General features: G+C 73.4%; 12 protein-coding genes. 7 read left to right on the top strand and 5 right to left on the bottom strand.

Features of this window, described 5'->3' with window-relative positions; translation table 11 throughout:
- The first annotated feature begins 39 nt into the window (after window positions 1-39).
- Together ACV7NM_RS22875 and ACV7NM_RS22870 are read left to right on the top strand one after the other, a co-directional pair.
- Window positions 40-648 carry a DUF3043 domain-containing protein gene (locus ACV7NM_RS22875; RefSeq protein WP_401526461.1) on the top strand — a complete coding sequence of 203 codons (609 nt, stop codon included), beginning with the start codon at window positions 40-42 and terminating at the stop codon, window positions 646-648.
- Window positions 649-764: 116 nt separating this feature from the next.
- Entirely contained in the window at window positions 765-1,472 is a 708-nt protein-coding gene (locus ACV7NM_RS22870) for a class I SAM-dependent methyltransferase (RefSeq protein ID WP_463412024.1), read from the top strand.
- Window positions 1,473-1,672: 200 nt separating this feature from the next.
- Here the strand turns inward: ACV7NM_RS22870 and ACV7NM_RS22865 are convergent, their stop codons facing one another.
- The gene (locus ACV7NM_RS22865) at window positions 1,673-1,885 is read right to left on the bottom strand and encodes a hypothetical protein (protein ID WP_361316079.1); all 213 of its coding nucleotides are present in this window, start codon (window positions 1,883-1,885) and stop codon (window positions 1,673-1,675) included.
- Between the two features lie 117 nt (window positions 1,886-2,002).
- On the opposite strand from ACV7NM_RS22865, the gene ACV7NM_RS22860 reads away from it, so the two are divergent.
- From ACV7NM_RS22860 to ACV7NM_RS22840, 5 genes are all read left to right on the top strand, one after another.
- Complete coding sequence (locus ACV7NM_RS22860; RefSeq protein WP_463412023.1) at window positions 2,003-3,214, top strand: bifunctional adenosylcobinamide kinase/adenosylcobinamide-phosphate guanylyltransferase; 1,212 nt, start codon at window positions 2,003-2,005, stop codon at window positions 3,212-3,214.
- A gap of 106 nt (window positions 3,215-3,320) precedes the next feature.
- The gene (gene cobT / locus ACV7NM_RS22855) at window positions 3,321-4,385 is read left to right on the top strand and encodes a nicotinate-nucleotide--dimethylbenzimidazole phosphoribosyltransferase (protein ID WP_463412022.1); all 1,065 of its coding nucleotides are present in this window, start codon (window positions 3,321-3,323) and stop codon (window positions 4,383-4,385) included.
- A gap of 80 nt (window positions 4,386-4,465) precedes the next feature.
- A complete protein-coding gene (locus ACV7NM_RS22850; RefSeq protein ID WP_463412021.1) occupies window positions 4,466-6,325 on the top strand; it encodes a phosphatidylglycerol lysyltransferase domain-containing protein in 1,860 nt (619 codons plus the stop codon).
- Window positions 6,322-7,050: a hypothetical protein gene (locus ACV7NM_RS22845; protein WP_463412020.1), complete on the top strand. Its 729-nt coding sequence runs from the start codon at window positions 6,322-6,324 to the stop codon at window positions 7,048-7,050. The genes ACV7NM_RS22850 and ACV7NM_RS22845 overlap by 4 nt, the downstream gene beginning before the upstream one ends.
- A 37-nt stretch (window positions 7,051-7,087) precedes the next feature.
- Window positions 7,088-8,314, top strand: a complete 1,227-nt coding sequence (locus ACV7NM_RS22840) for a sensor histidine kinase (RefSeq protein ID WP_463412019.1) — start codon at window positions 7,088-7,090, stop codon at window positions 8,312-8,314.
- Window positions 8,315-8,353: 39 nt separating this feature from the next.
- Here the strand turns inward: ACV7NM_RS22840 and ACV7NM_RS22835 are convergent, their stop codons facing one another.
- The 4 genes from ACV7NM_RS22835 to pelF form a co-directional block, all read right to left on the bottom strand.
- Complete coding sequence (locus tag ACV7NM_RS22835; RefSeq protein WP_463412018.1) at window positions 8,354-9,187, bottom strand: endo alpha-1,4 polygalactosaminidase; 834 nt, start codon at window positions 9,185-9,187, stop codon at window positions 8,354-8,356.
- On the bottom strand, window positions 9,184-9,834 hold the full coding sequence (locus ACV7NM_RS22830; RefSeq protein WP_463414033.1) for a spherulation-specific family 4 protein: 651 nt from the start codon (window positions 9,832-9,834) through the stop codon (window positions 9,184-9,186). Before ACV7NM_RS22830 ends, ACV7NM_RS22835 begins: the two co-directional genes overlap by 4 nt.
- Before the next feature lie 67 nt (window positions 9,835-9,901).
- Entirely contained in the window at window positions 9,902-11,428 is a 1,527-nt protein-coding gene (locus tag ACV7NM_RS22825; protein WP_463412017.1) for a hypothetical protein, read from the bottom strand.
- Window positions 11,425-12,990: a GT4 family glycosyltransferase PelF gene (pelF, locus tag ACV7NM_RS22820; RefSeq protein ID WP_463412016.1), complete on the bottom strand. Its 1,566-nt coding sequence runs from the start codon at window positions 12,988-12,990 to the stop codon at window positions 11,425-11,427. Before pelF ends, ACV7NM_RS22825 begins: the two co-directional genes overlap by 4 nt.

Genomic DNA, 12,990 nt, shown 5'->3' with positions numbered 1-12,990 from the left:
CCCCGCGGAGGTGGGGCGGGCGCTCACGAGCACGTACGCTTGGGTTTTGTGTTTGGTAGCCGTTCCTCCAAGGAAGACAAGGACGCCGCCACCGAGAAGGTGGGCGCCGGCCTTTCGCAGCCCCGTCACCCCCAGGCCCCGAAGGGCCGCCCGACGCCGAAGCGTGCTGTTGCCCAGTCGCAGCGCAAGGCAGTGGTGGCCTCGACCGGCAACCGCAAGGAGGATGCCAAGCGTGCCCGTGAGAATCGCCGCGTAGAGCTGGCCAAGCAGCGCGAGGCACTCGCCAACGGCGACCAGCGCTACCTGCCCGCCCGCGACAAGGGCCCGGTCCGCAAGTTCGTCCGCGACTACGTGGACTCCCGCTACTCGGTCGCCGAGATGTTCCTGCCGCTCGCGGTGATCATCCTGGTGCTGAGCATGGTCCGGATCCCCTCGATCCAGAACATCGCGCTGCTGCTGTGGCTCGGCGTGATCGTCCTGATCCTCCTGGACTCCGTCGGCCTGTTCATCCGTCTGCGCAAGGCCGTCAACACGCGCTTCCCGGACGAGCCGAAGCGCGGCGCCGTCGCCTACGGCCTGATGCGCACCCTCCAGATGCGCCGCCTGCGCCTCCCGAAGCCGCAGGTCAAGCGCGGGGAACGGCCCTGAGCCGAACGACGCCCCGCTCAGGGGCGTCAGGGGAGGGGAACCAAGGTTTCGCCGGGGGCGCCCGGCTGTGGCTGGAGGGACTGGGCGGACTGCGCAACGCGGTCCGCCAGGAACTCGTGGGCCGACAGGTCGACGAGCAGATCGTGCACCGCTTCCCCGTCGGGCAGCGGCTGCGCGTGCTCGACGTCGGCATGGGCCAGGGCACCCAGGCGTTGCGCCTGGCCCGTGCCGGGCACATGGTCACCGGCCTGGAGCAGGACCCCGACATGCTCGCGGTCGCGCACGCCGCGCTGGCCGCCGAGCCCGCCGGCATCCAGGAACGGGTCCGGCTGTTGGAGGGCGACGGCCGCGAGACCGGAGCCCATTTCGGGCCCGGCAGCTTCGACGTGGTGCTGTGCCACGGCGTCCTGATGTACGTGCCCGAGGCGGACGCGATGCTCGCCGGGCTGGCCCGCATGCTCGCTCCGGGCGGCTTGTTGTCCCTGCTCGTGCGCAACGGCGACGCCCTGGCGATGCGACCGGGGTTGGAGGGGGACTGGAGCGCCGCTCTGGCCGCCTTCGACACCGTCGACTACACCAACCGGCTCGGTCTGGAAGTACGGGCGGACCGGCTGGCCGATCTGACCGCGACCCTGTCCGGGATCGGCGCCCCGCTCCAGGCCTGGTACGGCGTCCGCGTCTTCACCGACGGCACCGAGGCCGGCGAGAGCCTGCCGCGGGAGGCGGAACTGGAGCGGCTGCTGGCCGCCGAGGACCGGGCCGGCCGGACCGACCCCTACCGCGGGGTGGCGGCGCTGCTGCACCTGTGCGGTGTACGGGGCTGACACGCCCGACCCGCCGTACCGGCCCGACGTACCCGATCCGGCCGTGCGAGACCGACGTAGCGGAGCCGAGCGGCACGGCGGCCCGACGTACCGGAGCCGCTGTCCGGCCCGACGTACCGGAGCCACCGTGGGGGCCGGCGCGCGAGGGCGGTGTGCGGGACCGGCCCCGCACACCGCCCTCGCCTCGCGCGATCAGGCGCTCACGCGTCCAGCGCCTCGCGCAGGCTCATCGTGTACAACTCGGCGCCGCCGTCGTCGGACAGCTTGACCCGTTCGACCCCGCCCTCCAGCAGGTCCTTCCAGTACTCCCCGATCCAGGACTCCGCGTCCCCCTGCGTGGTGAACTCCTCAGGCTCCACCGACGGGTTGGTCTCGCCACCGTCGGCCGCCTCGAACCGCCACGTCCACGCCATGTCCGCCTCCGTTGCTCGTCCGCCGCTCGTCTGTCGCTCGCGCGCGTACTCCGCCTTGAGTCTGCCCGCAGAGTAGCCGGGCGCGCAGCAGTCCCGGCGACGCGGGAGGATCATTGCGTGGAACTCACTCTCCTCGGTACCGGAACACCCGAAGGACTGCCCCACCCGGGCTGTCCCTGCGCCGGCTGCGCCCTGGCCGTCGGCCCGTCGGCCCGCGCCGCGACCGCCGTCCTCGTGGACGGCGCACTGCTGCTGGACCTGACCCCGGGGGCGGTCCTGGCCGGCGCCCGGGCGGGACATTCGCTGTCGGGCGTACGGCAGGTCCTGCTCACCCATCCGCACGACGGCCCGGCGGTCGAACTGCCGCCCGGGCTGCCCGCCGCCGGCCGGGTCCCGGACGGGCGTGAGCTGGCCGTGATCAGCGGACACCGGGTGCGGGCCGTGCCGATGGACGCGCCGGGGACGGGGTACGAGGTCGTCGGCCCGGACGGCGGCCGGCTGCTCTACCTGCCTCCGGGCGGGGCCCCGGCCGGGCTGGGCGCCGCCGCGAGCGGACAGCTCCCGTACGACGTGGTCCTCGCGGACGTGCTGGGCCGCCCGGAGGCGTTGGCGAGGCTGCGGGCGAGCGGGGCGGTGGGCCCGGCCACCGATGTGATCGCCGTGCACCTGGACCACGACACCCCGCCGGGTCGGGAGCTGGAGCGCCGGTGCGCGGCCGTCGGCGCGCGGACGGTCCCGGACGGCACCACGGTGGTGACCGGCGAGTACCGGGCGCTCCCGGAGGTCCCGCGACGGACGCTCGTGCTGGGCGGTGCCCGGTCGGGGAAGTCGTTCGAGGCCGAGCGGCGGCTGGCGCCGTTCCCGGAGGTGGTCTACGTCGCCACCGGCGGTTCCCGGGACGGGGACGCGGAGTGGGCGCAGCGCGTGGGCCTGCACCGGGATCGGCGTCCGGCGAGCTGGCGGACGGTGGAGACGTGTGAGCTGGTGCCGCTGCTGGAGGACGGGGCGGGGCCGCCGCTGCTCGTGGACTGTCTGGCGCTGTGGCTGACGGACGCGATGGACCGGGCGGGGGCCTGGGACGACTCGGTGTGGGCGGCGGGCGGCCTGACCGAGCTGCGCAAGCGGACCGGCGCGCTGGTGGACGCCGTGCGGGCGACCCGTCGACCGGTGGTGTTCGTCAGCAACGAGGTGGGCGCGGGTGTGGTCCCCGCGACGGCCTCGGGGCGGCGCTTCCGCGACGAGCTGGGCCGGCTGAACAGCGCGGTGGCGGCCGAGTGCGAGCACGTGCTGCTGGTCGTGGCGGGCCAGGCGTCGGTCTTGAAGCCCTGACCGTGGCGCAGGGGTCACCGATCCCCCGACGGGAGCCCGGCGCGGCATGACGGACAGGCCGGATCGGGGGCTTGGTGAAGGCCTCACCGCCTGTACGCTCTGGCAGATGACCACGCTGAACCTCGACGAGTTCTCCGATCTGATCGAACGCCCCGACGGGGGCGTCCGTCGTGATGCCGAGGATCGCCGCGAACGGCTGGCCGTGCCGCCCGGCGCGCTGGGCCGGCTCGACGAGCTCGGCGAGTGGCTGGCCGCCGCCCAGGGTCGGGTACCGGTCCGGGCGATCGAGCGGCCGCGCGTCGTGCTGTTCGCCGCCGACCACGGGATCGCCGCCGCGGGGGTCTGCGCCAGGCCCGCCGGCTCCGCCCACCAGTTGGTGCGCGGGGTGCTGGAGGGGACGAGCCCCGTCGCCGTCCTGGCCGGTCGGTTCGGCGCCACGATCCGCGTCGTCGACGCGGGACTCGACTGTGACCCCGGGCTGCTTCCGGCGGACGTCACCCGTCACCGGGTCCGGCGCGGCAGCGGTCGCATCGACGTGGAGGACGCGCTGACGCCCGAGGAGGCCGAGGCCGCGCTCCGGCTCGGGATGCGCGTCGCCGACGAGGAGGCCGACGCGGGGACCGACCTCGTCGTGCTCGGTGACCTCAGCGTGGGCGGCACCACGGTGGCCGCGACACTGATCGCGGCCCTGTGCGGCACGGACGCCTCGGTCGTCACGGGCCGCGGCGGGGTTCCCGTCGACGACCTGACGTGGATGCGCAAGTGCGCGGCGATCCGCGACGCGTTGCGCCGGGCCCGCCCGGTCCTCGGCGACCAGGTGGCCCTGCTCGCCGCGGTCGGCGGCGCGGACGTCGCCGCCATCACGGGGTTCCTGCTCCAGTGCGCGGTGCGCCGTACGCCGGTCATCCTCGACGGCGTCGTGTCGGCGGCCTGCGGGCTGGTGGCACAGCGGGCCGCGTTCCGCGCCCCGGACTGGTGGCTCGCCGGCCACACGAGCGGGGAGCCGGGCCAGGCCAAAGCCCTGGACCGGATGGCGCTCAACCCCGTGCTCGACCACGGCGTCACAGTGGGTGAGGCAACCGGGGCGTTGTTGGCCCTCCCCCTCGTCCAGGCGGCCGCCGCACTCGCGGCGGACCTGCCCGAGCGGGCGGCGGAGGAACCGAAGGACTGAATCGACGGGCGCCACGGGCCTGAGCAGTCCGGGGTGCTCGAACCGCCCGTGGACGGTGACGCCCCATACCATCGCATTCCATGGGAGAGGTCCGCTTGACCAGCGTAGAAACCACGACGGTAACCAACGGCAGGAAAGAACCCGGCGGTGGTGCCGCCGACAAGGCGGCGAACCGCAGGGGGACGGCGCCCTCGCGGCGCGGGGCCGCGTTCGCGGTCTGGTACCTGAGAGCCGTCACCTTCGTGAACTTCCTCAGCGCGGTGTGGCTTTCGCTCGGGCAGGACCTGCGCCGACACAACACCGCCGACTTCTACACCCCGTACCTGCTCACGGCCGGATTCGCGTCCGGACTGTTCTCGCTGATCCTCGCGGTCACCATGGGCCGCCGCAAGCGGGCCGCCTGGATCCTCAACCTGGTGATCAGCGGGATGCTGCTGTTCGCCTTCGCCACCGCGGCCTTCGCCCCGTGCACGGGCGGCGAGTTCAACTTCTGCTATCCCGAGTTCCGCGACCACGCCCAGAACTGGGTGTCGTTGATCCTGACGGCCGCCTTCGTCGGCGCCCTGGTGCTGGGCCGCCACGAGTTCTACGCCAAGGGCGACCGGTCCAACCCCAGGCTCGCCACGGCCGTCGGCGCCGTCGGCCTGCTGCTGACCTCGCTTGTCGCCGCCCTCCTCGTCGGCGCCACCAACACCGACCCGGACCGCGCCCAGGCGACGTTCCTGGCCCGCTGGCGGTACGGCGTGATGCGACTGGTCACCCTGGAGCCGAACGACCGGGCCTACGACGGGATCGCCACGCCCGGCTGGGTGGACGTCTCCATCAACGTCATGTCGATGATGCTGTTGCTCGCCGTGCTGTTCGCGGCGTTCCGCGCGCGCCGCGCCGTCGACCCGCTGACCCCCGAGGACGAGGAGCGCCTGCGGGCGCTGCTCGCCAAGCAGGGCGACCGCGACTCCCTGGGCTACTTCGCGCTGCGCCGGGAGAAGTCCGTCATCTGGTCCCCCACCGGCAAGGCCGCCGTCACCTACCGCGTCGTCGGCGGTGTCTCGTTGGCTTCCGGCGACCCGATCGGCGACCCGGAGGCCTGGCCGGGTGCCATCGAGCCCTGGCTGGCCGAGGCCCGCGAGCACGGCTGGATCCCGGCCGTGATGGGCGCCAGTGAGGAGGCCGGGCAGATCTACGCGCGACACGGGCTGGACGCGCTGGAGCTGGGTGACGAGGCGATCGTCGAGACCGACGAGTTCACCTTGGACGGCCGCGCCATGCGGACCGTCCGGCAGGCCTTCAACCGCGTCAAGCGGGCCGGGTACACCGTTCGCATCCGCCGCCACGCCGACGTCCCGACCGACGAGATGGACAACCTCCTCAAGCGGGCGGACGACTGGCGCGACGGCGCGACCGAGCGCGGTTTCTCCATGGCGCTGGGCCGGCTGGGCGATCCGGACGACGGCCAGTGCGTGATGCTGGAGTGCTTCGACGGGCAGGGCGAGCTGCGCGCCCTCCTCTCCTTCGTGCCGTGGGGCCCCAAGGGTCTGTCGCTCGACCTGATGCGCCGTGACCGGGACTCCGAGAACGGCCTGATGGAGTTCATGGTCATCGAACTGCTGGAGCGCTCGAAGGAGATCGGCGTCACACAGGTCTCACTGAACTTCGCGATGTTCCGTTCCGTCTTCGAACGGGGGTCCAAGCTCGGCGCGGGTCCGGTGCTGCGCATGTGGCGCTCGCTGCTGAGCTTCTTCTCCCGTTGGTGGCAGATCGAGTCCCTCTACCGGGCCAACGCCAAATACCGGCCGATCTGGGAACCGCGGTTCATGCTCTTCGAGAAGAGTTCCGACCTGCTGCGGATCGGTATCGCGGCGGGCCGGGCCGAGGGCTTCCTGGAGGCACCCGGCCTGCCGAAGTGGCTGCACCGCAGACATCTGGAGACGCGTCGTTGACAGCGTGGTCGAAACCCTCACCGCGGCGGTTCGCCCGCCGCGAGTGGGGGCCCCTGTTCCGGACGATCCGGGACACGCTCGTCCACGACAAGTGGCGGGCGGTCCCGATGACCATCGGCGCGGTCGCCCTGACCTCGCTGTTCCAGATCATCCAGAACACCCACTGGGGTTTCCAGCCCGTGCAGGACCTCGGCTCGGTCAAGGCCGCCGACCCGCTCTGGCTGGCGCTCCTGCGGACCCCGCTCTCCCTGTTCGTGCCGGCACTCGACCTGCCGGTGTGGGGGGCGCTCGCGCAGATCCTGCTGGTCTTCGGCATCTCCGAGATCTGCATCGGCTGGTGGCGCACCCTGGTGATCGGCTACGTGGCCACGCTCGCCGGGACCACGTACGCCCGGATCGGGCTCTCGCTGGGCCCCGAACACCCCTTCGGCCTGCCGGTGTCCGACCGCGTCGTGAACGACACCGGGCCGTCGGCGGCGGTGGTGGGGCTCGCCATCTTCGTCTGCTGGCGCTACCGGGCGTACCTGACCGGGGGCATCGTGATCGCCGTCATGATCGGCGAGGTGCTGATCAAGGACAACCTGGCGGGCAAGGAGCACCTCGCGGCCATCGCCGCCGTCATGGCCGTGTGCGCGGCCCGCGCGAAGTGGGGCCCCGAGCGCTCCCGGACACCGCTGGGCCGCAGGCCTCCGCCCGCGCCGTCGCCCCCCGTGCGCCGGGACTGACCCGGGCCCGCGGGAGGAGGCCGTACCGTAGCTTCCCGTGACGACAGACCCCACCCTGCAGGGACGCTTCTGTGCGGTCCGGCGGTGGCTGCGGCTCCATCCGCCGGCCACCGACTGCGTCCTCGCGCTCGGTGCGCTCGTCTCCATGGTGGTCGGCTCCTTCGCCGACCCGCACGGGCCGCACGGGCCGACCTTCGGCACCCGCGCCCCCGAGCCGTTCTCGTTCGTGTTGATAGTGCTGGGCTCGGTGGCCCTCGTCTTCCGGCGCCGCCGGCCGCGCGCGGTGCTCGCCGCGACCATCGCCTTGTCCCTGCTGGAGCTGTCCACGGGTGAGCCCCGGGCGCCCGTCGCGATGTGCACGGTGATCGCGCTGTACACGTTGGCCGCCCGCACCGACCGGCCCACCACCTGGAAGGTCGGCCTGCTCACCATGGCGGGGCTGACGGGCGTCGCCATGCTGGCCGGGCCACTGCCCTGGTACTCGCAGGAGAACATCGGCGTCTTCGCCTGGACCGGCATGGCCGCTGCCGCCGGGGACGCGGTGCGCAGCCGTCGCGCGTTCATCGACGCCATCCGGGAGCGGGCCGAGCGTGCCGAACGCACCCGGGAGGAGGAGGCGCGGCGCCGGGTCGCCGAGGAGCGGCTGCGGATCGCGCGCGACCTCCACGATGTGGTGGCCCACCACATCGCCCTGGTCAACGTGCAGGCCGGGGTGGCGGCCCACGTGATGGACAAGCGTCCCGACCAGGCGAAGGAGGCGCTGGCCCACGTACGCGACGCCAGCCGCTCCGCGCTGAACGAACTGCGCGCCACGGTGGGGCTGCTGCGGCAGTCCGGCGATCCGGAGGCGCCGACGGAGCCGGCGCCGGGGCTGGGGGTGCTGGAGGAACTGACGGACACCTTCCGCAACGCCGGGCTGCCGGTGAAGGTGATGGTCGAGCTGGGGCAGCAGGGGGACAGCCTTCCGGCGGCCGTGGACCTGGCCGCGTACCGGGTGATCCAGGAAGCGCTGACCAACGTGCGCAAGCACGCGGGGCCGGGGGCGACGGCCGAGGTCAGCGTGGTGCGGGTGGGGGCGTCGGTGGAGGTGACCGTGCTGGACGACGGGGGCACCTCGGCGGACTCCGCGCCCCGCCCGGCGGACCCGGGCGGCGGCCACGGCCTGCTGGGGATGCGGGAGCGGGCCGGGGCCCTGGGCGGCTCGTGCTTCGCCGGGCCCCGCTACGGCGGCGGTTTCCGCGTGCACGCCGTCCTGCCTGCGTAGTCCCGGGCGTCTGCGTACACGACCTCGATCGGCGCCCGGCTACGGCTCGCCCCGGGGCGGGCACCAGCGGCGCCAGGAACCCAGGTCCTTCTTCTTCTGGAGCGAGCTGAGCCCCTCCCGCTGCGAGACGGGGCACCACTCGCGCGGCGAACCCTCGTACTCGACGTGGAACACGGCCTTCCCCGCCGCGACGAACGGCCGGTACCGCTCGCACTCGTCGAACTCCGCGCACTGCTCGTTGACCGCGAACTCGAAGTTCCCGACCAGCTCGGGGATCTGGTCGAGGTCGTTCTTGAGCCCGACCGACAACCCCCTGTCGTGGGCGAGCCTCGCGATCAGCCGGTTGTAGGCCAACTGGTCGGCGGCGGTGAGCGGGAAGCCGGAGGAATTGGCGTACCCGTCCATGTTGTCGGGCTCGATCGCGTTGAAGCCCTTGTCCTTGCACATGTCGAACCGCTTGGCCATCAGCGGTTCCAGCTCGGCCGAGCGCCGGATGTCCAGCCAGCGCTCCCCCTCCCAGCCGTTGCCCTTGCCCAGCAACTCCTTGGGGAAGGCCGAGGCGTCCGGGCGGAAGTCCTCCCAGGCGCCGGTGGAGAGGTAGCAGATGGTCTTGCGGCCCGTCTTCTTCAAGGCGGCCACCTGTTCCTCGGTGGTGTTGAAGCCGTCGACGTCGTACACCGCCGCCTTCACGGAGGTGTCCAGCGTGCCGGTCAGCTGCCACTGCCAGCTCACCCGCGGCGCGGGCTGCCAGAGCCGGCCCGGCGCGGGGTCGGGCGACAGGTCGTCGGGTTCGGGCAGCTCGGGCGCCGACGTACAGGAGGCGAGTAGCAGGAGCGGGCCGACGAGCAGCCAGGCCAGTGCGCGGCGCCTCACGCTCCGACCTCCAGGTCGTACGGGAGGGTGCCCCACGGGTGCGCGCCGGAGCCGGGGACCGCGCAGTGCACGGCGGCCCCCCGCTCCAGGGCGAGTTCGGCGGCCGGCGCGCCCGGCGGGACGGCGTACACGAGGTGGCAGAACCTCTGGGCGGGGTGGTCGGCGGTCCACCTCGGGGCGGCGCCCGCGTCGCGGTAGGCCTCCCAAGGGCCCTCGAAGGTGACGAGCAGGTCGGCGAGCGCCGCGTACCCCGGGTGCGGGTGGACGCCGTGGTTGAGGACGAGGGTGCCGGCGCCCGCGGCCCGCGCGGCCACGGCGAGCCGCCCGTAGTGCGCCAGCAGTTCCGGCTCGGCGGACGCCTGGTCGAGGAAGGCGCCGTCGGTGGCGTACCAGTCGCGGTGGCGCAACAGGTCCCGCACGACGGCCGCGTGCGGGCGCCGTCCGTAGTCGGTGTCGGCGTACCCGAGGACGGGCACCCCGGCGGCCCGCAGCCGCCCGGCGACGGCGGCGAACCGTTCGTCGGGGGCCTCGCCCGGCCCGCTGTCGGGGTTGAGCACCACCGAGTGCAGCCGGCCGGCCGAGGCGATCAGCGACTCCCACGCCTCGGGCCGGTCGGCGGGGTGCTCGTAGAGGGGCACCAGCAGCATGACGTCCTTCTTCTCGTGCGTCGTCTCGTACGGTGTCACGTGCGCGGTGTCCTACGGGTCCGCGCGCTCAGCGGTGGGCCGTGGCGCGGCCCAACAGCAGGCAGACCAAGGTCGACAGGACGGCCGCCGCCGATCCCGCCACCAGCAGTTGGACCAGTCGCGGCTGCCCGAGCCCGGTCAGCACGGCCAGGCTCTGGGCGAACGCCGCGCCGGCGCAGACGATCGCGGCGGGCCGGACCGCCCCGAAGGACTGGAGCAGCAGCCCCGTCCACATGACGGCGCCGAGCAGCAACAACGCCGCCACCCGGGCGCCGGTCAGGCCGGGCGCCCCGGGCCACAGCAGGGTTCCGCCCACACCCAGCGCCGGCAGTACCACCAGGTAGCGGCCGAGGCAGCCGGCCAGGGTGACCAGCATCCGGCGCCGGAACGCCCGGGGGGACCTGGCCGCCCGCAGCCCGGCGAGGCTGCCGCTGCGGAAGCGGTGCAGCAGCCATTCGGCCGGACCCATGCTGAGGGTGAGGGCCACCGCCGAGGGTGCGGCGACCGCCTCGGCGGGGCCACCGGCGAGCACCTCCCCCAGGGCGGCGTACAGCACGAGCAGGCCGGTGCCCAGGCCGAAGACGCCGTACGGCACGGAGTCCGCGAGCCGGGGCCCGCGCGGCGCGTACTCCTCCTCGACGCGGCGCAGCGTCCGCCACCGGACGGAGCCCCCGCCGGGGCGGGCCCGCGACCGGTCCCGGGCCCGGCGTACGAGTGCCCGTACCCCCTCCACCACCGGCAGTTCCCGGACGGCCAGGGCGCAGGCGGTCAGCAGGGACACCACCAGCAGGCTCACCCGCAGCGGCAAGGGCAGGTCGACAAGGAGGGTGAGCAGCGCCCCCGCGGCCATCGGGCCGAGCGCGGCGAGCAACAAACGCTCCCGCCCGAGGACCAGCAGCACGGTGGCGGCGCCGACGTACAGCGCCTGCCCGGCGGCGAACGCGTAGGAGAACGGCGGCCCGCCGGGCACCGCCAGTGCGGCGGCGGTACCCAGCAGCGCCCCGGCGGGGGCCCCGGCGAGCAGGGTCCGCCCGGCGGCGGCCCGGTCGCCGAGGCCGAGCCAGGAGTAGGCCCGGTGGGACAGGGTCTGGTCCCACACCCAGCCGATCAGGGCGCCGGCGAGCAGGGTGAGCGTCCCGGCGGGCAGCCCGAGCCGGTCGGGCGGACCTTCCAGCAGGGGGGCGCCCAGCAGGTAGGCCAGGCCGGGCAGGGCGAAGATCACCCCGCGCAGCAGGCAGGCGGTGAGGGACACCCTCCAGGGGTCGGGGACGCTCTGGGGCTCCGGGAAGGAGCGGGGCACCTTGGCGTAGAGCTCCTCGGCGAGCGCGAAGGAGTCGTGACGGCCGTAGGTGAGGCGGATGTACTCGTCGTTCATCCCGTCGGATTCGAGGATGGCTGCGATCTCGTCGGGATGGACGGCGGCGGCGGCGAACCCCTCGAACCGTTCGACGAGTTCGTCCATCGGGTCGGCGGCCGGTCGGGCCGTCCGCCGGGGACGGGGGATGGCGGGCAGGGTGTTGCCACCCGGCACCTTGAGCCACAGGGAGCCGCTCACCTGCCCCCTCCCCCGGTCTCTCCCCCGGCTACCGCCGGTGGGACCCCCATCCGGGGGGACCCCCACGCGGCGAGTTCCCGGTACCAGGGGTCGGCGAGCCGCTGGGTCCAGTCGTCGCCCGGGTGGACCGGCAGGACGGGCTGGCCGGCGAGTTCCCGGTAGATGTGGCGGAAGCCGTCCACCGACTGGTGGAGGGTGAACTTCTCGACGACCCGCTTGCGGGACAGCCGGCCCAGTTCGGCGCGGCGTTCGTCGTCGCGGAGCAGGGCGAGGGTGGCGCGGGCCATGGTCTCGGGCTCACGGGGCGGGACGACGAGCCCGGTGTCGCCGACGGCCTCGCGCACTCCCCCGACATCGGTGGAGACCGTGGTGCGACCGCAGGACATGGCTTCGATGATGCTGAAGGGGAAACCCTCGCTGATGGAGGAGAGCATCACGACCGAGCCGGCCGCGTAGGCGCGGGCGACCTCCGTGATGCGGCCCTCGAAGGTGACGCCGTCGGCCACCCCGAGTTCGGCGGCGAGCTTCTCCAGGCGGAGCTTGTAGTCCTCGCATCCGGCCGGGACCGGGCCGAAGAGGCGCAGCCTCAGGGCGGGGACCTCCTCGCGCATGAACGCGTATGCACGGATGAGGGTTTCCAGGTCCTTGATGGGGTCGACGCGACCGCACCAGCTGAGGGTGGGCACCTCGGGTTCGGGGCCGGCCTCGGGGAAGGCGTACGGATCGACGCCGTTGTAGACGGTGCGGATGCGGTCGGAGGCGGCGCCTCCGCGCTCTTCCCAGCGGCGGTTGTACTGGTTGCAGGGGGTGATCAGGTCGGCCTGCCGGTAGCCCTCGGTGTTCAGCTCGCGGTAGAAGCCGAGCATGAGGGCCTTGACGGGCCAGCGCTGTTCGGCGGTGCGGTAGCCGAGGTAGCGCTCGCGCAGGTAGATGCCGTGTTCCGTGAGCAGGAAGGGCACGTGGTCGAGGTGTTTCGCGGCGAGGGCCGGCAGGGTGGCGAGACCGCTGCTGACGGCGTGGGAGACGCTGTCGCGCGGGATGCGCACGCTGAGCGGGCGCAAGGCGTGTTCCAGCAGGTCGGTGGCGGTGAGGGCGTCGTGGATGGTGGGCGCGGCCTCGGCGGTGGGCACGCCCGGACGGGTCCAGAGGTCCATCAGCAAGCGCAGCACGGACTCGGAGCGCAGGGCGGCGGCGAGGCGGCCGGAACGGGCCAGCAGTGCCAGTTCGCGCAGGGCCCCGGAGAATCCGCCGTGCGTGGGGTCGAGCATCGACAGCAAGAACGTTTCGTAGGTGTCGGTGAAGCGGTGCCGGGCCTTGCCCCGCAGGGCCGACCGGAGCGTGCGGGGCGGCTGCGGCCCCCAGAGCGGAACGGCTGTGTGCCGGTAGACGTTGCGCGGCAGTTGCCAGGTGACCGGCTCGCGTCCCGAGCCGGTCAGGGCTATGACGTTGAAGTCGACTTCAGGCATTCCCCGGACGAGTTGGTCGCACCAGGTGCTGACGCCCCCGTGGACGTGCGGGTAGGTGCCTTCGGTGAGCATGGTGACATGACGCCCATGGCTCAT

It is taken from the genome of Streptomyces sp. Tek67B01, assembly GCF_055231995.1.
Note: the sequence above shows the minus strand (reverse complement) of the source record. Positions and strands in the feature narration are given on the sequence as shown.